Source organism: Aeromicrobium sp., from assembly GCF_023146395.1.
In the GTDB taxonomy this organism is placed as follows: Bacteria; Actinomycetota; Actinomycetes; order Propionibacteriales; family Nocardioidaceae; genus Aeromicrobium.
Genome location: NZ_JAGLCD010000004.1, coordinates 327,310 through 346,009 on the forward strand (window position 1 = coordinate 327,310; position 18,700 = coordinate 346,009).

The 18,700-nt window shown below is 71.2% G+C and carries 19 protein-coding genes; 17 read left to right on the plus strand and 2 right to left on the minus strand.

The annotated features are described in order from the left end of the window. Nucleotides 1-15 precede the first annotated feature (15 nt). The 4 genes from ispG to KAG51_RS03595 all read left to right on the plus strand — a co-directional run bounded on the left by ispG (nucleotide 16) and on the right by KAG51_RS03595 (nucleotide 4,312). Nucleotides 16-1,167 carry a flavodoxin-dependent (E)-4-hydroxy-3-methylbut-2-enyl-diphosphate synthase gene (gene ispG, locus KAG51_RS03580; RefSeq protein WP_290580699.1) on the plus strand — a complete coding sequence of 384 codons (1,152 nt, stop codon included), beginning with the start codon at nucleotides 16-18 and terminating at the stop codon, nucleotides 1,165-1,167. Nucleotides 1,168-1,320: 153 nt separating this feature from the next. After that, entirely contained in the window at nucleotides 1,321-2,133 is an 813-nt protein-coding gene (locus tag KAG51_RS03585; protein ID WP_290580701.1) for a DUF4081 domain-containing GNAT family N-acetyltransferase, read from the plus strand. 41 nt (nucleotides 2,134-2,174) lie between these two features. Continuing rightward, nucleotides 2,175-2,543 carry a hypothetical protein gene (locus KAG51_RS03590; RefSeq protein WP_290580703.1) on the plus strand — a complete coding sequence of 123 codons (369 nt, stop codon included), beginning with the start codon at nucleotides 2,175-2,177 and terminating at the stop codon, nucleotides 2,541-2,543. A 29-nt stretch (nucleotides 2,544-2,572) separates the two neighbouring features. Further along, nucleotides 2,573-4,312 carry a proline--tRNA ligase gene (locus tag KAG51_RS03595; RefSeq protein ID WP_290581249.1) on the plus strand — a complete coding sequence of 580 codons (1,740 nt, stop codon included), beginning with the start codon at nucleotides 2,573-2,575 and terminating at the stop codon, nucleotides 4,310-4,312. Nucleotides 4,313-4,336: 24 nt separating this feature from the next. Here KAG51_RS03595 and KAG51_RS03600 read toward each other — a convergent pair whose 3' ends face one another. Together KAG51_RS03600 and KAG51_RS03605 are read right to left on the minus strand one after the other, a co-directional pair. Beyond that, a complete protein-coding gene (locus KAG51_RS03600) occupies nucleotides 4,337-4,717 on the minus strand; it encodes a DUF4439 domain-containing protein (RefSeq protein WP_290580705.1) in 381 nt (126 codons plus the stop codon). Further along, nucleotides 4,714-5,148, minus strand: a complete 435-nt coding sequence (locus KAG51_RS03605; protein WP_290580707.1) for a hypothetical protein — start codon at nucleotides 5,146-5,148, stop codon at nucleotides 4,714-4,716. Before KAG51_RS03605 ends, KAG51_RS03600 begins: the two co-directional genes overlap by 4 nt. 127 nt (nucleotides 5,149-5,275) lie before the next feature. On the opposite strand from KAG51_RS03605, the gene rimP reads away from it, so the two are divergent. The 13 genes from rimP to KAG51_RS03670 all read left to right on the plus strand — a co-directional run bounded on the left by rimP (nucleotide 5,276) and on the right by KAG51_RS03670 (nucleotide 18,673). Continuing rightward, entirely contained in the window at nucleotides 5,276-5,737 is a 462-nt protein-coding gene (rimP, locus tag KAG51_RS03610) for a ribosome maturation factor RimP (protein ID WP_290580709.1), read from the plus strand. Nucleotide 5,738: 1 nt separating this feature from the next. After that, nucleotides 5,739-6,779: a transcription termination factor NusA gene (gene nusA, locus KAG51_RS03615; RefSeq protein WP_290580711.1), complete on the plus strand. Its 1,041-nt coding sequence runs from the start codon at nucleotides 5,739-5,741 to the stop codon at nucleotides 6,777-6,779. After that, the gene (locus KAG51_RS03620; RefSeq protein ID WP_290580713.1) at nucleotides 6,776-7,093 is read left to right on the plus strand and encodes a YlxR family protein; all 318 of its coding nucleotides are present in this window, start codon (nucleotides 6,776-6,778) and stop codon (nucleotides 7,091-7,093) included. Before nusA ends, KAG51_RS03620 begins: the two co-directional genes overlap by 4 nt. A gap of 138 nt (nucleotides 7,094-7,231) precedes the next feature. Then, on the plus strand, nucleotides 7,232-10,048 hold the full coding sequence (infB, locus tag KAG51_RS03625; RefSeq protein ID WP_290580715.1) for a translation initiation factor IF-2: 2,817 nt from the start codon (nucleotides 7,232-7,234) through the stop codon (nucleotides 10,046-10,048). 110 nt (nucleotides 10,049-10,158) lie between these two features. Further along, the gene (rbfA, locus tag KAG51_RS03630) at nucleotides 10,159-10,602 is read left to right on the plus strand and encodes a 30S ribosome-binding factor RbfA (RefSeq protein WP_290580717.1); all 444 of its coding nucleotides are present in this window, start codon (nucleotides 10,159-10,161) and stop codon (nucleotides 10,600-10,602) included. Beyond that, nucleotides 10,599-11,483, plus strand: coding sequence for a tRNA pseudouridine(55) synthase TruB (gene truB, locus KAG51_RS03635; RefSeq protein WP_290580719.1), 885 nt, complete (start codon nucleotides 10,599-10,601; stop codon nucleotides 11,481-11,483). The genes rbfA and truB overlap by 4 nt, the downstream gene beginning before the upstream one ends. 10 nt (nucleotides 11,484-11,493) lie before the next feature. Further along, entirely contained in the window at nucleotides 11,494-12,732 is a 1,239-nt protein-coding gene (locus KAG51_RS03640; RefSeq protein WP_290580721.1) for a phospholipase D-like domain-containing protein, read from the plus strand. Nucleotides 12,733-12,791: 59 nt separating this feature from the next. Then, nucleotides 12,792-13,745: a bifunctional riboflavin kinase/FAD synthetase gene (locus KAG51_RS03645; protein WP_290580723.1), complete on the plus strand. Its 954-nt coding sequence runs from the start codon at nucleotides 12,792-12,794 to the stop codon at nucleotides 13,743-13,745. A gap of 165 nt (nucleotides 13,746-13,910) precedes the next feature. Beyond that, nucleotides 13,911-14,165 carry a 30S ribosomal protein S15 gene (rpsO, locus tag KAG51_RS03650; RefSeq protein ID WP_290581251.1) on the plus strand — a complete coding sequence of 85 codons (255 nt, stop codon included), beginning with the start codon at nucleotides 13,911-13,913 and terminating at the stop codon, nucleotides 14,163-14,165. A 348-nt stretch (nucleotides 14,166-14,513) separates the two neighbouring features. After that, nucleotides 14,514-16,751 carry a polyribonucleotide nucleotidyltransferase gene (locus tag KAG51_RS03655; protein ID WP_290580725.1) on the plus strand — a complete coding sequence of 746 codons (2,238 nt, stop codon included), beginning with the start codon at nucleotides 14,514-14,516 and terminating at the stop codon, nucleotides 16,749-16,751. A gap of 87 nt (nucleotides 16,752-16,838) precedes the next feature. Then, nucleotides 16,839-18,032 carry an aminotransferase class V-fold PLP-dependent enzyme gene (locus KAG51_RS03660; RefSeq protein WP_290580727.1) on the plus strand — a complete coding sequence of 398 codons (1,194 nt, stop codon included), beginning with the start codon at nucleotides 16,839-16,841 and terminating at the stop codon, nucleotides 18,030-18,032. Between the two features lie 9 nt (nucleotides 18,033-18,041). Continuing rightward, nucleotides 18,042-18,293, plus strand: a complete 252-nt coding sequence (locus tag KAG51_RS03665; RefSeq protein ID WP_290580729.1) for a hypothetical protein — start codon at nucleotides 18,042-18,044, stop codon at nucleotides 18,291-18,293. Next, the gene (locus tag KAG51_RS03670) at nucleotides 18,290-18,673 is read left to right on the plus strand and encodes a type II toxin-antitoxin system VapC family toxin (RefSeq protein ID WP_290580731.1); all 384 of its coding nucleotides are present in this window, start codon (nucleotides 18,290-18,292) and stop codon (nucleotides 18,671-18,673) included. Before KAG51_RS03665 ends, KAG51_RS03670 begins: the two co-directional genes overlap by 4 nt. The last annotated feature ends 27 nt before the right edge of the window (nucleotides 18,674-18,700 follow it).

Consider the following 18,700-nt stretch of genomic DNA (forward strand, 5'->3'; position numbering starts at 1 on the left):
GCTAGATTCGTCAGCATGGACATCGATCTGGGCATGCCTGAAGCACCGTCGCCCGTGCTGGCGCCGCGGCGGCTCTCGCGCAAGATCAAGGTCGGCTCGGTCGACGTCGGTGGTGACGCCCCGGTCTCGGTGCAGTCCATGACGACGACGCTGACGTCGGACGTCAACAGCACGCTGCAGCAGATCGCCGAGCTCACCGCCGCAGGCTGCGACATCGTGCGGGTCGCCTGTCCGAGCCAGGACGACGCCGACGCGCTCGAGGCGATCGCCCGCAAGTCGCAGATCCCCGTCATCGCCGACATCCACTTCCAGCCCAAGTACGTCTTCGCCGCGATCGACGCCGGGTGCGCGGCGGTCCGGGTCAACCCGGGCAACATCCGCAAGTTCGACGACCAGGTCGGCGCGATCGCCACGGCGGCCAAGGACGCGGGCGTCTCGCTGCGCATCGGCGTCAACGCGGGCTCGCTCGACAAGCGCCTGCTCGAGAAGTACGGCAAGGCCACGCCGGAGGCCCTCGTGGAGTCCGCGGTGTGGGAGGCCTCGCTGTTCGAGGAGCACGACTTCCACGACTTCAAGATCTCGGTCAAGCACAACGACCCGGTCATCATGGCCCGGGCGTACGAGATGCTCGCCGAGCGCGGCGACTGGCCGCTGCACCTCGGCGTCACCGAGGCCGGCCCCGCGTTCCAGGGCACGATCAAGAGCGCCACGGCCTTCGGCTACCTCCTCGGCCAGGGCATCGGCGACACGATCCGCGTCTCGCTGTCGGCGCCGCCGGTCGAGGAGGTCAAGGTCGGCATCCAGATCCTGCAGTCGCTCAACCTGCGTCCGCGCAAGCTCGAGATCGTCTCCTGCCCCTCGTGCGGCCGCGCCCAGGTCGACGTCTACACGCTCGCCGAGGAGGTCACCGCCGGGCTCGACGGGCTCGAGGTCCCGCTCCGCGTCGCCGTCATGGGATGCGTCGTCAACGGCCCCGGCGAGGCCCGCGAGGCCGACCTCGGTGTCGCGTCCGGCAACGGCAAGGGTCAGATCTTCGTCAAGGGCGAGGTCATCAAGACGGTGCCGGAGAGCAAGATCGTCGAGACCTTGATCGAGGAGGCCATGCGCATCGCCGAGGACATGGAACCGGTCGAGGGCGGCGCGGCCGAGGTCTCGGTCAGCGGCTGATCTGCCGCCCACGGCCCGGCACCCCCGTGCCTGATCTGCCGCCCACGGCCCGGCACCCCCGCCGGGAGGTGCGGAGAACCCCCACGTCCTACGCTGTCCCCAGTCGGTCGAAGGGAGCGTGTCGTGCTCGGCACCCGCACAGAGGTACGCGCGTTGGCTCCCGTCGACCTCGCAGAGTTCCGCCGCGTCGTCGACGCCGACCCGGACGTCAACGTCTTCCTGCGACACCGCGGTGACCTGACCCGGCTCGAGCCTCGGTGGCTGGGCGGGCAGATCCTCGGCTGGTTCGTCGACGGTCACCTCACCTCGGTGTGCCACTGCGGCGCCAACGTGGTTCCGGGCCAGGCGGGCCCGGAGGCCGTCGACGCCTTCGCCGAGGTCCTCGCCCTGAGCTCGGTCCGCCCGTCCTCGATCGCCGGGCCCCGCGAGGCGGTGATCCAGCTGTGGGACGTCCTCGAGCCGCTGTGGGGACCAGCCCGTTCCGTGCGACCGGACCAGCCGTTCCTGCTGATCGACCACGCGCCGGCGATCGCCCCGGACCTGCGGGTGCGCCACGTCATGGTCGACGAGCTCGACCTGCTCTATCCCGCGTGCGTCCAGATGTTCACCGAGGAGGTCGGCGTCGATCCCGAGGCGACCCACGGGAACCTGTACCGGTCCCGGGTCGCCCAGCTCATCGCCCAGGGCTGGTCGTTCGCGATCATCGAGCACGGCAAGGTCCTGTTCAAGGCCGAGGTCGGCGCCCTCGCCCCGGGCACCTGCCAGCTGCAGGGCGTGTGGGTCGCGCCCGAGCTGCGCGGCAGCGGCCTGGCGGCACCCGCCATGGCCGGGGTCGTCAACCTCGTGCGCGACCAGCTCGCCCCCACCGTCAGCCTGTACGTCAACCGGCACAACGAGCGGGCCCACCGTACCTACCTGCGGGCCGGGTTCCGCCAGCACGACACCTTCGCCACGGTGCTGCTCTGACGGCTCCGGCGCCGAGCTTCCCGACGCCGTAGAGTCCGCACATGCCCCGTGACATCAAGTTCCTCACCGTCCTGCTCGCCGGTGCGGGAATCCTGCACTTCGTGAAGCCCGAGCCGTTCGAGCGCATCGTCCCGAAGCCGCTGCCGTACAAGAAGGAGCTCGTGTACGCCTCCGGCGTCGTCGAGGTCGGATCGGCCCTGCTGCTCGCGCGCCCGCAGACGCGGCGCTGGGGCGGTCGCCTCGCCGCTCTGCTGCTGATCGGCGTGTTCCCGGCCAACGTGCAGATGACTGCCGACGTGCTGCAGAGCCGCAAGGCACCCACGTGGTTCAAGGTCGGCACGGTCGCCCGCCTCCCGCTCCAGCTCCCGTTGCTCCGCATCGCGCGCAAGGCGGCCCGTACGCCCCAGTGAGGCGGTTCAGTAGGGTCGTGCGCATGCGCATGACCCAGCTGTTCGTCCGTACGCTCCGCGACGCCCCGGCCGACGCCGAGGTCCCGAGCCACCGGTTGCTGGTGCGGGCCGGGTACGTGCGACGCGCCGCGCCGGGCATCTACTCGTGGCTGCCCCTCGGCCTGGCCGTGCTGGGCAAGGTCGAGAAGATCGTGCGCGAGGAGATGAATGCGATCGGCGCGCAGGAGGTGCGCTTCCCTGCGCTCCTGCCGCGCGAGCCCTACGAGGCCACGAACCGCTGGACCGAGTACGGGCCCAATCTCTTCCGCCTGCAGGACCGCCGCGGCAACGACCTGCTGCTCGGGCCGACGCACGAGGAGATGTTCGCGCTCCTGGTCAAGGACCTGTTCTCCTCGTACAAGGACCTGCCCACGACGCTCTACCAGATCCAGACGAAGTACCGCGACGAGGCGCGTCCGCGCGCCGGCATCCTGCGAGGTCGCGAGTTCGTCATGAAGGACTCCTACTCCTTCGACGTCACCGACGAGGGTCTCGAGGTCAGCTACCGCAACCACCGCGACGCCTACATCCGGATCTTCGACCGGCTCGGGCTGGAGTACGTCATCGTCCACGCCGACTCCGGCGCGATGGGCGGGTCGGCCAGCGAGGAGTTCCTCGCGGTCACGCCGATCGGGGAGGACACGTTCGTGCGCTCGCCGGGCGGCTACGCCGCCAACGTCGAGGCCGTCACGACGGTCGTGCCGCCTGCGCAGCCGCTCGACGGTCTGCCCGAGTCCCACGTCGAGGACACGCCCGGCACGCCCACGATCGAGACGCTCGTGGCGCACCTGAACGAGACCTTTCCCCGCGACGACCGCCCCTGGTCCGCGGCCGACACCCTCAAGAACGTCCTGGTGCTGCTGCGCCACCCCGACGGCACGACCGAGCCGTTGGCGATCGGGGTGCCCGGCGACCGCGAGGTCGACGCCAAGCGACTCGAGACGCAGGTCTCGCCCGCCGAGGTCGAGCCGTTCGACGACGCACAGTTCGCCCGGCACCCCGGTCTCGTGAAGGGCTACATCGGCCCGGGCGCGCTGGGCACGGCGAGCAGCACCGGCATCCGCTACCTCCTCGACCCCCGGGTCGTCCCGGGCACACGGTGGGTCACGGGGGCCAACGCGCCCGGCCGGCACGTGATCGACCTGGTCGCCGGCCGTGACTTCACCGCCGACGGCACGATCGAGGCCGCCGAGGTCCGCGCGGGCGATCCCGCGCCGGACGGTTCCGGCCCGCTCGAGCTCGCCCGTGGCATGGAGATGGGCCACATCTTCCAGCTCGGTCGCAAGTACGCCGATGCCCTCGGTCTGCAGGTGCAGGGCGAGGACGGCAAGCTCGCCACCGTCACGATGGGTTCCTACGGCGTGGGCGTCTCGCGTGCCGTGGCCGCCGTCGTCGAGAGCTCGCACGACGATCTCGGCATCATCTGGCCGAAGGAGCTCGCGCCCTACGAGGTGCACGTCGTGCTGGCCGGCAAGGACGAGGCGACGGCCGCCGGAGCCGAGCAGGTCGTCGCCGACCTGGAGTCCGCCGGCATCGAGGTCCTGTTCGACGACCGCCCCAAGGTCTCGCCCGGCGTGAAGTTCAAGGACGCCGAGCTGCTCGGCATGCCGACCATCGTCGTGGTCGGACGCGGCTACGTCGACGGGGTCGTCGAGGTCAAGGACCGCGCCACGGGCGAGCGAAGCGACGTCGCGGTCGGCGAGCTCGTGGAGCACCTGCGCGCGGGGTAAGCATCCGCGCCGTCCGGACGACGGTCAGTCGAGACCGGGGAACGCGACGGCCGTGCCGCCCCAGGCGAGTCGGGCGGCCTCGGCGGTCGTGAGTGCGGTGATCGCGTCGGCACGGTCCGGCCCGGTCACGATGCCGACGACGGCGCTCCAGGCCGCGGCGATGCGGGCCTCGACGCCCTGGGCCCGCAGACGCGCGGCCGCCTCGTCGGTCAGCGTCACCGGCTCGTAGGCCACCTGGGGCGGCACCGGCTCGTCGACGACCGCGAGGAGTCGGTCGCGCTCGCTGCGATGGGCGCGGTAGGCCGAGTCGGCCTGCTCCCGCAGGGTCTCGAACGCGCCGCCGATCAGGCCGTAGGTCCACACGGCCTCGTGCTCGAGCGCGAGGACCCGGGCGAGGTCGCTCATGTGACGGCTCCCGTGCCCATCAGCGTCAGGCAGGCCGAGACCGAGCCGAGGGTGCGCGCCAGGTCGGGGGAGACGGCGTCGGTGGCCTGACGAGCGCGGGAGGCTGCGGCCTCCGTGAAGGCCGCACGGGCCGCGGCGAGGTCGGTGGCGGCGTCGATGCGGACCGTCTCGGCGCCACCGAGCGCTTCGAGCTGCTCGGTCAGCAGCGCCGTGAGGGTCGGGGACAGGGCGCCGACCACGGCGATCAGTCGCGCCTGGTCCTCGGCGGCCTCGGCGAGCAGTGCGGTGTCGCCCTCGGCGGGGCGGGGCACCGGGTCGATGCCGAGCTCACGGGCGACGTCGTCGAGCCGGCCGGCCGCCGCGACGCCCCCGACGGCGGCAGCACCGGCGACCGCGACGCCTCCGAGCAGCAGAGTTCGTCGCCGGGTCACGGTGGCAGGCTAGCCGACCCGGCCCGGGTAGGGTGGCGCTGACACCTGCACGCGGGTGCCGACAATCGAACCCCACAATCGAACCCGGCACCGGCGTCGCCCACCCTTTTCTGGTCGAGGAGACGAGATGGACCACCGGATCGCCGACGTCGTGCGCGACGTCGTGGGAGTGCACGGGCTCGACCTCGACGACCTCACGCTCGGCGGTGGTCAGCGTCGCCTCCTGCGCATCGTGGTCGACGCCGATGGCGGAGTGGACCTCGATGCCCTCGGGCCGGTCTCGCGCGAGATCTCCGCGGCGATCGACGAGGACCCCGAGGCCTCCCGGGCGGTCGGCGACGGGCCGTTCACGCTCGAGGTCACCTCGCGCGGCACCGATCGACCGCTCACCCTGCCGCGGCACTGGCAGCGCAACGTGGGCCGCCTGGTCGCGGTGACGCCGGTCGACGGCGACCGCTTCGCGGGGCGGGTCGTGGGCGCTGACGACGACGCTGCGACCCTCACGGTGGCCAAGGTCGACCGCCGTGTGCCGTACTCCGAGATCCGCACCGCCGTGGTGCAGGTCGAGCTGAACCGAAAGGACGCCTGACATGGACATCGACATGACGGCCCTGCGTGCTCTCGAGCGCGAGAAGGACATCGCCTTCGACGTCGTCGTGGAGCTGATCGAGCAGGCGCTGCTCTCGGCCTACCACAAGGTGCCCGGAGCGCTCCCGCAGGCGCGGGTCACGCTCGACCGTCGCAGCGGGCACGTCGCCGTGCTGGCGCGCGAGCGGCTCGAGACGCCTCCGGTCGACCCGGCCGACGAGGGCGTCGAGGGCGAGGGCCTGAAGGCGGCGCCTCCGGCCCCGCGCTTCAGCGAGGAGTTCGACCACACGCCGGACGACTTCGGACGCACCGCCGCCGCGATCGCCCGTCAGGTCATCATGCAGCGCCTGCGCGAGGCCGAGGACGAGCAGACGTTCGGGGAGTTCTCGGGCAAGGTCGGCGACGTCGTGTCGGGCATCATCCAGCAGGGCCGGGTGCCCGGCGACGTCCTGATCGACCTCGGCAAGGTCGAGGCCCTCCTGCCGGCCACCGAGCGCGTCGCGGACGAGAAGTACGCCCACGGCGAGCGCATCAAGGCCTACGTCTACGAGGTCGAGAAGGGCACCCGAGGACCGAAGGTCAAGGTCTCGCGCACCCACCCGAACCTGGTCCGCCTGCTGTTCGCGCTCGAGGTGCCCGAGATCGCCGACGGGTCGGTCGAGATCGTCGGCATTGCCCGTGAGGCCGGCTACCGCTCAAAGATCGCGGTGCGGGCGACCGTGCCCGGCGTCAACGCCAAGGGGGCCTGCATCGGCCCCATGGGATCGCGGGTGCGCAACGTCATGCACGAGCTGCACGGCGAGAAGATCGACATCGTCGACCACAGCGAGGACCCGGCGGAGTACATCGGCTACGCCCTCTCACCCTCGCGCGTCATCAGTGTCACGGTCGTCGACGAGGCCGCCCGTGCGGCCCGGGTCGTCGTGCCGGACTTCCAGCTCTCGCTCGCGATCGGCAAGGAGGGGCAGAACGCACGGCTGGCCGCCAAGCTCACCGGGTGGCGCATCGACATCCGTTCCGACACCGCCCCCGAGTCGGCGTGATCTCGACCGGGGGAGAGGGCACCACCGCCGACGGGGTAGACTCGTCCACGGTCTGGCGCACGTGCATCGGTTGCCGAGAGCGGGCGCCCCAGACCACACTGGTCCGATTCGTCGCGGTCAGGGCGGGAGCCACCACGGTGGTCACGCCCGATCCGGGGCGGACGATGCCGGGACGAGGCGCACACGTGCACCCCGTCCCAGCGTGTCTGGACCTGGCGCGACGCCGCAAGGCGTTCGGGCGGGCACTCCGTGTGGAGGGGCCGCTCGACCTCGATCTGATCGAGGACGTCGCCGGACCGACGACCACCACCTGACCAGAGGGGCCTGGCCCCCCGACCGGAAGCGGAGCACTCAGCTCATGAGCACTCGATGAGTACGTTCCGATGAACTTGCACGTCAACCTGGTCTGATCAGCCCTTCGGGGGATCGGTCAGACCCCATGAAGGAGAACAGTGGCTGTCAGAGTCCACGAGCTCGCACGTGAGCTCGGAGTCGAGAGCAAGATCATCCTGTCCACGTTGAAGGACATGGGTGAGTACGTGAAGTCCGCCTCGTCGAGCGTCGAGGCCCCCGTGGTCCGCCGTCTCAAGGAGGAGCACGGCGACGCGCTGCGCGCCCAGGGCACCAAGAAGGCCCCCGCCAAGAAGGCGTCGAGCCCGGCCCCGAGCGAGACCGTCGCGCCCGACGCCGGTCAGCCGACGGTGCCGACCGAGGCCTCCGAGGCCGTCACGGTCACCCCGCCCACCCCGGGTCCGCGTCCCGGCCCGCGGGCGCCGCAGTCGCCCGCGACCCCCGAGGCCGCGCCGGCTCCCGAACCGGCCGACACGCCGGCCGCGAGCGCGCCGCCCGAGGCTGAGGCCGCGGCCACCGAGACCCCCGCAGCCCCGACCCCGGGTCCGCGCCCCGGCCCCCGTCCTCCGGCCGGACCGGCTGGTGGCTCCGCAGGCTCGACCCCGCGGCCCGGCGGTCCGCGTCCGACGGCGCGCCCGGGCAACAACCCGTTCTCGTCGAAGCAGGGCATGGCTCAGGAGCGCCCGCCGCGTCCGCCGGCCGCTCGTGAGGGCGGCGCCGCGGCGCGCCCGGGCATGCCGCGTCCGAACCCGGCGATGATGCCGAAGCAGTCGGGACTCACCCCGCCGCGTTCCGGACCCGGTGGCGGTCGCCCCGGCCCCGGTGGACGCACGGGTGGACCCGGTGGACGCCCCGGCGGTGCCGGTGGCGGTGCCGGTCGTCCCGGTGGTGGCGGTGGCGGCGGCTTCGCCGGTCGTCCCGGTGGTGGCGGTGGCTTCGGCGGCCGTCCCGGTGGCGGTCCCGGTGGTCCGGGTCGCGCCGGCCGTGGCGGCACCCAGGGTGCCTTCGGCCGCGCCGGTGGTCCCGTCCGACGTGGTCGCAAGAGCAAGCGCGCGAAGCGTCAGGAATTCGACCAGATGCAGGCGCCGGCGATCGGTGGGGTGCGGGTCCGCAAGGGCAACGGCGAGACCGTCCGCCTGGCGCGCGGCGCGTCGCTGACCGACTTCGCCGAGAAGGTCGGCGTCGACGCAGCCTCGCTCGTCCAGGTGCTGTTCCACATGGGCGAGATGGTCACCGCGACGCAGTCGGTCAACGACGACACGCTGCAGCTCCTGGGCACCGAGCTGGACTACGACGTCCAGATCGTCTCGCCTGAGGACGAGGACCGCGAGCTGCTGGAGTCCTTCTCGCTGGAGTTCGGCGAGGACGAGGGCGACGACACCAACCTGGAGGCCCGTCCGCCGGTCGTGACCGTCATGGGTCACGTCGACCACGGCAAGACCAAGCTCCTGGACGCCCTGCGCAACTCCAACGTGGTGGCCAAGGAGGCCGGTGGCATCACCCAGTCCATCGGTGCCTACCAGGTCGCCACGGAGCTCGACGGCGTCGAGCGCGCCATCACCCTGATCGACACCCCGGGTCACGAGGCGTTCACCGCCATGCGTGCCCGGGGCGCCCAGGCCACCGACATCGCGATCCTCGTGGTGGCGGCGGACGACGGCGTGATGCCGCAGACGGTCGAGGCGCTCAACCACGCCAAGGCCGCCGGCGTGCCGATCGTCGTGGCGGTCAACAAGATCGACAAGCCCGACGCCGACCCGTCGAAGGCGCGCGGTCAGCTCACCGAGTACGGCCTCGTGCCCGAGGAGTACGGCGGCGACACGATGTTCGTCGACGTCTCGGCCAAGGCCGGAACCGGCATGGAGGACCTCCTCGCGGCGGTCGTCCTGACCGCGGACGCGTCCCTGGACCTGCGGGCCAACCCCGACCAGAACGCCGAGGGCCTCGCGATCGAGGCGCACCTGGACCGCGGTCGTGGTCCGGTCGCCACGGTGCTCGTCCAGCGCGGCACGCTGCGCGTCGGCGACACGCTGGTGGCGGGCTCGGCCTTCGGCCGAGTCCGGGCGATGCTCGACGAGTTCGGGGAGACGATCGAGGAGGCCACGCCGTCGCGTCCGGCCCTCGTGCTCGGCCTGACCTCGGTGCCCGGTGCCGGTGACAACTTCATGGTCGTCACCGACGACCGCATCGCGCGGCAGATCGCCGAGAAGCGTGAGGCGCGCGAGCGCAACGCGCTGTTGGCCAAGCGCAGCGGCCGCCGGACCCTCGAGGACTTCATGTCCTCGATGGAGAAGGGCGAGACCGACGAGCTCCTGCTCATCCTCAAGGGTGACGGCTCCGGTTCGGTCGAGGCGCTCGAGGACTCGTTGGCGAACATCGACATCGGCGAGGAGGTGGCGCTGCGCGTCATCGACCGCGGTGTCGGTGCCATCACCGAGACCGACGTCAACCTCGCCGCCGCGTCGAACGCCGTCATCATCGGCTTCAACGTGCGTCCGCAGGGCAAGGCCACCGAGCTCGCCGATCGCGAGGGTGTCGAGATCAAGTACTACTCGGTCATCTACCAGGCGATCGAGGAGATCGAGGCCGCGCTCAAGGGCATGCTCAAGCCCGAGTTCGAGGAGGTCCAGCTCGGCACGGCGGAGATCCGCGAGATCTTCCGCTCGTCCAAGATCGGCAACATCGCCGGTTGCATGGTCACGAGCGGCACGATCAAGCGCAACGCCAAGGCCCGGCTGCTGCGTGACGGCACCGTCGTCGCGGACAACCTCGACCTCGCGAGCCTCAAGCGCGAGAAGGACGATGCCAGCGAGGTCCGCGAGGGCTTCGAGTGCGGTCTCGTGCTCAAGGGCTACGGCGACATCAAGAACGGCGACGTCGTGGAGTCCTTCGAGCTGCGCGAGAAGCCCCGCGCCTGACTCGCGCCACGACGGCTGAGCCTCGGAGCCTGCCCACACCCGGGCAGGCTCCGAGGCTCCTGCGTCGTCGCACCCCAGCCAGTGAGGCTGGAGAACTAAGGAGAAGCACCATGGCCGGAGCACGCCAGCACCAGATCGCCGACCGCATCAAGGTCATCGTCGCCGAGCTGCTCGAGCGTCGGGTCAAGGACCCCCGCCTCGGTTTCGTCACGATCACCGACGTCCGGGTCACGGGCGACAACCAGCACGCGTCGATCTTCTACACCGTCCTCGGCGACGCCGAGGCGATCGAGGGCAGCGGCGCCGCGCTGCGCAGCGCCACGGGCATGCTGCGCTCGGAGGTCGCCAAGCGACTGAACCTGCGGCTCGCGCCCAGCCTGGAGTTCTTCCTGGACGCCGTGCCGGACAGTGCGCGACACATCGAGGAGCTGCTGGCCAAGGCGCGCGAGTCCGACGCCGACGTCGCGGCCCGGGCCGAGGGGGCGCAGTACGCCGGCGAGGCCGACCCCTACAAGCGACCTGCCGACGAGGCCGACGAGGACGACGAGGCGTGACCCAGCCCGAGGTCACGCCCGGCCTGGTGGTCGTCGACAAGCCGAGCGGCTGGACCTCGCACGACGTCGTGGGTCGGGGCCGCCGGTTGGCCGGCACGCGCAAGGTCGGTCACGCCGGCACGCTCGACCCCATGGCCACGGGGGTGCTGCTGCTCGGCATCGGCCGAGCCACGCGTCTGCTCGGCCAGCTCCAGCTGACCGACAAGGCCTATGACGCCACGATCCGGCTGGGCCAGGCCACCGTGACCGAGGACGCGGAGGGCGAGGTCGTGTCCACGACGCCGGCCTCCCACCTGAGCGCCGAGCAGATCGAGCGGGCCCTCGAGCCGCTGCGCGGTGAGATCTCCCAGGTCCCGTCGGCGGTGTCCGCGATCAAGGTCGACGGCCAGCGCGCCTACGCGCGGGTGCGTGCGGGCGAGGACGTGCGGCTCGCGGCCCGTCCCGTCCGGGTCTCGGAGCTCTCGGTCCGAGCGGTCCGCCCGGCGGGCGGCCTGGTCGACGTCGACGTGCACGTCGAGTGCTCGACCGGCACGTACGTCCGGGCGCTGGCCCGCGACCTGGGGGAGTCGCTCGGGGTCGGAGGTCACCTGACGATGCTGCGGCGCACCCGGGTCGGGCCGTTCACGCTCGAGCACGCCGCCACGCTCGAGGACCTGGCGCAGGACTGGCAGGTCATCGGCCTCGACACCGTCACCCGCCTGGCGTTCGCCTCGTACGACCTCACGCAGGAGCAGGCCGACGACGTGCGGTTCGGCCGCACGCTCACGAGCATCGACCTCGGCGCGCCCGGTCCGGTCGCGCTGTTCGACCCGGTGGGCACGTTCCTCGCGCTGTACGAGCAGCGAGGCGCGACGGCCAGGCCGGTGTCGGTGTTCGTCTAGGGTGGCGGCCATGTGGTCGTCGTTGCCGTCGCCACGACGGGTCGCGTGGGAGGTCCTGAAGTCCTGGTGCGTCGCGGTGGTCGCCGCCGTGGCGGGCATCATGGGCACGACCAAGATCCGCAAGGTCCTGCGGGGCAAGCGCGCCGACGGCTTCCCGGTCACGCCACCGGCGACCGTCCAGACGGCCCGCGGCGCCGCCACCGTGTACACCTACGGCGACCACGTCTTCGACGACATGATCGCGGCGATCGACGCCGCCGAGCACCGCATCTTCTTCGAGTCGTTCATCATCAAGGGCGATGCGGAGGGGCGCCGCTTCAAGGCCTCGCTCCAGGCGGCCGCCGAGCGCGGGGTGCGCGTGCACGTCGTGTACGACGCCTTCGCGAACCTCGTGGTCCCGCGGCGCTTCTTCGCCTTCGGCCCCGGGATCCAGGTGCTGCGCTACCCCGCCTACAGCGCGGGGTTCCGGCCGCTCAGCCCGCGGCGGTGGGGACGCGACCACCGCAAGATCCTGGTGGTCGACGACACCGTGGGCTTCGTCGGCGGCTACAACGTGGGGTCGCTGTACGCGACCCAGTGGCGCGACACGCACCTGCGGATCAGCGGGTCGGCGGTGTGGGACCTGGCCAACGCGTTCGTCGACTTCTGGAACATGTTGCGCCCGGACGCGCCGATCCAGGGGTCGGGCTCGACCGACTGGGACCCCCGCGTCCGCATCCACCGCAACGTGCCGCGCCAGCTGGTCTTCCCGATCCGAGGCATGTACCTGGAGGCCATCGATCGCGCGACGCGGCACATCCACATCACTGCGGCCTACTTCATCCCCGACCACGACATCCTGGAGTCGCTGCTGCAGGCGCGTCAGCGGGGGGTCGCGGTCACGATCATCGTCCCCGAGATCTCGAACCACGTCGTGACCGACTGGCTCTCCCGGGGGTTCTACGGCCGTCTGCTCGCCGCCGGGGTCCGCATCCACCGATACCGCGACCACATGGTGCACGCCAAGACGTGCACGATCGACGGCGAGTGGAGCACGATCGGCACGGCCAACATCGACCGCCTGAGCCTCAGCGGCAACTACGAGGTCAACGTCGAGGTCGTCGACCCGGGCCTTGCGGCCCACCTGGAGGACGTGTTCGCCCGTGACCTCACGAACTGCACCGAGCTGACGCGCGCCGAGTGGGAACGGCGCTGGATCGTGTCGCGGGCGTGCGAGCTGCTGCTGCGGCCGCTGCGACCGCTGCTGTAGGCCGGACGCGAGCCACCCGCACGAGGGTGCGCCCCGAGATCGTGTGGCACAGTTCTGCCGTGGCGATCTGGCGAGACGTGAAGGGGGCGGGCTCAGCCCCGTCGACCTCGTCGACCGTCGTCACGATCGGCACGTTCGACGGGGTCCACCTCGGACACCAGACGCTCCTGGCCCGGGCCCGTGAGGTCGCCGACGCCGCGGGGGAGCAGGTCGTCGCCGTCACGTTCGACCCCCATCCGATCGCGGTGTTCGCACCCGACCGTGCGCCCCGCCTGCTGAGCGACCTCGAGCGCCGGGTCGAGCTGCTGCACGAGGGCGGCGCCGACGAGGTCCGTGTGCTCGCCTTCGACCGCGCGATGGCCGCGTGGTCGCCGGACGAGTTCGCCCAGCGGGTCCTGGTCGACGACCTGCGGGCCTCCCACGTCGTGGTGGGTCAGAACTTCACCTACGGCAGCAAGGCCGCGGGCGACGTCGTCTGCCTGGCCGCCTTCGGAGCCGACCACGGGTTCGTCACCGAGGCGCTCGAGCTGGCGGGAGGCTCCGAGGAGTACTCCTCGACCCTCGTGCGCCGCCTCGTCGAGAGTGGCGACGTCGTCGGGGCGGCCGCGGTGCTGGGACGCCCGGCCGAGGTCAACGGCGTGGTGGCGCGGGGCGAGCAGCGCGGTCGCGAGCTCGGCTTCCCGACTGCCAACGTGCCGGTGCCGGAGGCTCAGGCCACCCCCGCCGACGGGGTGTACGCCGCGTGGGTCCTGGACTTCGACGGTGCGGCGTCCGGCGGTTCCCCGGAGCGGTGGCCCGCGGCGGTGTCCGTCGGCGACAACCCGACCTTCGAGGGTGTCTCGCGCCGGGTGGAGTCCTACGTCATCGACCGCACCGGGCTCGACCTGTACGGGCACCGCATCCGCGTCGAGCTCGTGGAGCGTCTGCGAGGGATGGAGGCCTACGAGTCGCTCGAGGCCCTCGTCGAGCAGATGCACGCCGACGTGGACCGCGCCCGCGCGATCCTCGCCTGAGCGGGACGGACCGGATTGGCTCCGCACGGTCGTTCACTGATAGCCTGAGAGATGCCGTGTACCGGCCGCGGATCCCATGCCCCGAAGAACATGCCCGGGTGCGCCGCGCTACGACTCCAGGAGTATCGAATGTCCAAGAAGACTGCTGCGCCCACCGTGGCGGACATGTCCCGCGCCGACATCATCGCGCAGTACGCCACCCACGAGGGTGACACCGGTTCTCCTGAGGTCCAGATCGCTCTGCTCACGCAGCGCATCTCGCACCTCACGGGTCACCTGCAGGAGCACAAGCACGACCACCACAGCCGTCGCGGCCTGCTGCTGCTCGTCGGCCAGCGTCGTCGTCTGCTGAACTACGTGCAGAACACCGACATCGAGCGCTACCGCGGCCTCATCGAGCGCCTCGGTCTGCGTCGCTGACACGCCACGGGCGGTCGTCCCACCGGGACGGCCGCCCGCGGTGCATCATCACTGTTGAACCCTCACAACTGAATCACGCACAACCACGGGCGAGGAACAGGCCAGCCGTTCGGTCCTCGGTAGTGGCTCTCGGAGCAGGTCGACACCACGTCGTCGCTCCGCGGGCCTCGATCGAAGACCGGAACACCCCGGGCCCATCCCGGCCTCCCGACACACCGCTCGCGCCGCGCCGCACCTCACCGAGGTCGGCGCCCGGCGCGACGTGTCGGTCCAGGCCTGTGCCCCGTCCTCCACTCTGGGCCTTCGCGCCCATGTCATCAGTGGGCTCTGCCCACGGAAGGGACATCCATGACGGATTCCATCCACACTGTCGAGACCGTGATCGACAACGGTCGCTTCGGCACCCGCACGGTCCGCTTCGAGACGGGCCAGCTGGCCCAGCAGGCCGCGGGCGCCGTGTCGGCGTTCCTCGACGACGACACCATGCTGCTGTCGGCCACCACGGCCGGCAAGCACCCCAAGGACCACTTCGACTTCTTCCCCCTCACGATCGACGTCGAGGAGCGGATGTACGCCGCCGGTCGCATCCCGGGGTCGTTCTTCCGCCGCGAGGGCCGCCCGTCCGAGGACGCGATCCTCACGTGCCGTCTGATCGACCGTCCGCTGCGCCCGACCTTCAAGAAGGGTCTGCGCAACGAGGTCCAGGTCGTCATCACGGTCCTGGCGCTCAACCCGGACGCCCCGTACGACGTCCTCGCGATCAACGCCGCCTCGGCGTCGACGCAGATCTCCGGCCTGCCGTTCACCGGCCCGGTCGGCGCCACCCGCGTCGCGCTGATCGACGGCCAGTGGGTCGCGTTCCCCAGCCACAGCCAGCTCGAGGACGCCGTCTTCGACATGGTCGTCGCGGGCCGCATCGCCGGTGACGACGTCGCGATCATGATGGTCGAGGCCGAGTCGACCGAGGTCACCTGGGAGCTCGTCCAGTCGGGCGTCCAGGCCCCGACCGAGGAGATCGTCGCCGAGGGCCTCGAGGCCGCCAAGGGCGTCATCAAGCAGCTGTGCGAGGCCCAGGCCGAGCTCGCCTCGACCGCCGCCAAGCCGGTCCGCGACTTCCCGGTCTTCCTCGACTACGAGGACGACGCCTTCGAGGCCGTCGAGGCCATCGCCAAGGCCCCGTTGGCCGAGGCCGCCCGCATCGCCGTCAAGGCCGACCGCGAGGAGCGCGAGGCCGAGATCAAGGCCGACGTGCTCGAGCAGCTCGGTGCGCAGTTCGAGGGTCGCGAGAAGGAGCTCGGCGCCGCCGTCCGCTCCGTCCTCAAGTCGGTCATCCGTGAGCGCGTCCTGCGCGACAAGGTCCGCATCGACGGCCGTGGCCTGGCCGACATCCGCGAGCTGTCGGCCGAGGTCGGCGTCATCCCGCGCGTCCACGGCTCGGCGCTGTTCCAGCGCGGCGAGACCCAGATCCTGGGTGTCACGACGCTGAACATGCTCGACATGGAGCAGAAGCTCGACACGCTGAGCCCCGAGACGAAGCGTCGCTACCTGCACAACTACAACTTCCCGCCGTTCTCGACCGGTGAGACCGGTCGCGTGGGCTCGCCCAAGCGTCGCGAGATCGGCCACGGCGCGCTCGCCGGCCGTGCGCTGCTGCCGGTGCTGCCGCCGCGCGAGGAGTTCCCGTACGCGATCCGTCAGGTCTCCGAGGCGCTGAGCTCCAACGGCTCCACGTCGATGGGTTCGGTCTGCGCCTCGACGCTCGGCCTGCTCAACGCCGGTGTGCCGCTGCGCGCCCCGGTCGCCGGCATCGCGATGGGTCTCATCTCCGGTGAGGTCGACGGCAAGACCGAGTACGTCACGCTGACCGACATCCTGGGAGCCGAGGACGCCTTCGGCGACATGGACTTCAAGGTCGCCGGCACGCGGGAGTTCGTCACCGCCCTGCAGCTCGACACCAAGCTCGACGGCATCCCCGCCGACGTGCTCGCCGGTGCGCTGACCCAGGCGCGCGACGCCCGGTTCACGATTCTCGACGTCATGGCCGAGGCCATCGACGAGCCCGACGAGATGAGCCCCTACGCCCCGCGGATCATCACGATCAAGATCCCCGTCGACAAGATCGGTGAGGTCATCGGCCCCAAGGGCAAGATGATCAACCAGATCCAGGACGACACCGGCGCCAAGATCTCGATCGACGACGACGGCACGGTCTTCGTGGGCGCCGACAACGGCGACGCCGCCGAGGCCGCCCGGTCCGCGATCAACTCGATCGCGAACCCGACGATGCCCGAGGTCGGCGAGCGCTACCTCGGCACGGTCGTCAAGACGGTTGACTTCGGCGCGTTCATCTCGCTGCTGCCGGGCAAGGACGGGCTGCTGCACATCAGCAAGCTGCGCGACCTCAACGGCGGCCAGCGCGTGAACAACGTCGACGACCTGCTCAGCGTCGGTCAGAAGATTCAGGTCGAGATCGCCGAGATCGGTGACCGCGGCAAGCTGTCGCTGATCCCGGTCGTGGAGAAGTCCGACGATGAGCCGTGGGCCGCTGACGCCCCCGCGGCCGACGAGGCCCCCTCCGAGGCCTGATCGACCCAGCACCATCACCGGACCCCGGTTCCCCTCTCGTGGGAGCCGGGGTCCGGTGCGTCCGGGGTGTGCGACGATCGCCCGACCATGACTGACTTCCACTCCTTCCGGGAGCGGGCTGCGGCCCTCGACGCGAGCGATCCTCTGGCGGGCTTCCGCTCCGCGTTCGTCCTGGACCCCGACGTCGTCGCCTACCTCGACGGCAACTCGCTGGGGCGCCTTCCGCGCCGGACGCAGGAGCGCCTGGCGCGGTTCGTGCGTGAGGAGTGGGGCGGTCGCCTGATCCGGGGGTGGTCCGAGGGGTGGGTCGACCTCCCGGTCACGGTGGGCGACGAGGTCGGCGCGCTGCTCGGGGCTGCGCCGGGCCAGACCGTCGTGGCCGACTCGACGTCGGTGTGCCTGGCGAAGGCGCTGCACGCGGCCGTCTCGCTCGCGCCGGGGCGCGACCGGCTGGTCGTCAGCGCCGCGGACTTCCCGACCGACCGGTACCTGGCGCGTCGCGTCGCGGCGGACCGCGGGCTCGCGATCGTCGAGGTCGACGACCTGGGGACAGCGATCGACGAGCGCACGGCGGTGGTCCTGGTCAGCCACGTGGACTACCGCACGGGTGCGCTGCTCGACCTGCCCGGCCTCACGGCTCGAGCGCACGCGGACGGAGCCGTCGTGGTCTGGGACCTGTGCCACTCCGCGGGCGTCGTGCCGATCGACCTCGATGCCTCGGGGGCCGACCTTGCCGTGGGCTGCACCTACAAGTACCTCAACGGCGGTCCCGGCTCACCCGCGTTCCTCTACGCCGCCGCCCGTCACCACGCGCGTCTCGAGCAGCCGCTGCCTGGGTGGTGGAGCGCCGACGACCTCTTCGCGATGGCCGACGAGTACCGGCCCGCGGCGGGGATCCGCCGGATGCTGACCGGGACCCCTCCTGTCGCCGGGCTTCTCGCGGTGCGCGAGGGAGTGGCCCTGGCCGCCGAGGCAGGTGTGGCGGCCGCACGCGTGAAGTCCGAGGCGCTGACGTCGTTCTGCATCGAGATGCTCGACGCGCTGGGCCTGGAGGTCGTCACGCCGCGCGACCCGGCGCGTCGGGGGAGTCACGTGACGGTGCGCCTGGCTGACGCTCGCGCCATCGCCGAGCGACTCACTGAGCGAGGCGTCATCCCGGACTTCCGGGAGCCCGACCTGGTGCGACTCGGACTCGCGCCGCTCACGACCAGCTTCACCGAGCTCGTCGATGGCCTCTCAATGCTCGCCGAGGTGCTGGACCAGGTTGGTCCACTGGACTAACCTGGCCTCATGCCGATCACGGTCAACATCCACGAGGCGAAGACGCAGATGTCCCGCCTCGCCCGCGCCGTCGAGGAGGGCGAGACCGTCATCGTGGCGCGAGCCGGCACGCCGATCATGGAGTGGCGCTCGGTCCACCCGCGCAAACCGCTGTTCGGGTCGATGCCGGGACTGTTCGGCGACGACTGGGAGCAGGCCTTCACGGAGGAGGCGGACGCGCAGGTCCGGGCGATGTTCGACGACGACCTTGGTGTGCAGTGATCCTGCTCGACACCAGCCTGATCATCTGGCTCGTGCACGGGGAGTCGAAAGCAGGACCGGGAGCGGTCGAGCTGATCGGGTCGCACCATCCGGTGCACTACTCGTCCGTGAGCCATCTGGAGATGCAGATCAAGCACATCAGCGGGAAGCTCCGGGTCCCGGCCGACCTGGTCGAGCGACTCGACGAGGTGGGGCTGCGGCAGCTGCCGTTCGTCGCGGAGCACGCCGACGCGATGCGGGCGTTTCCCGAGCTCGACGGCCACGACCCGTTCGATCGTGCCCTCGTGGCGCAGTCTGCCGCCGAGGGACTGCTGTTCCTCACCGCTGATCGACGGCTCCTCGCGCTCGACCGTTCGTTCATCGTCGACGCCACGAGGTGACCTCCGGTGCCGGGTCACTAGGCTGAT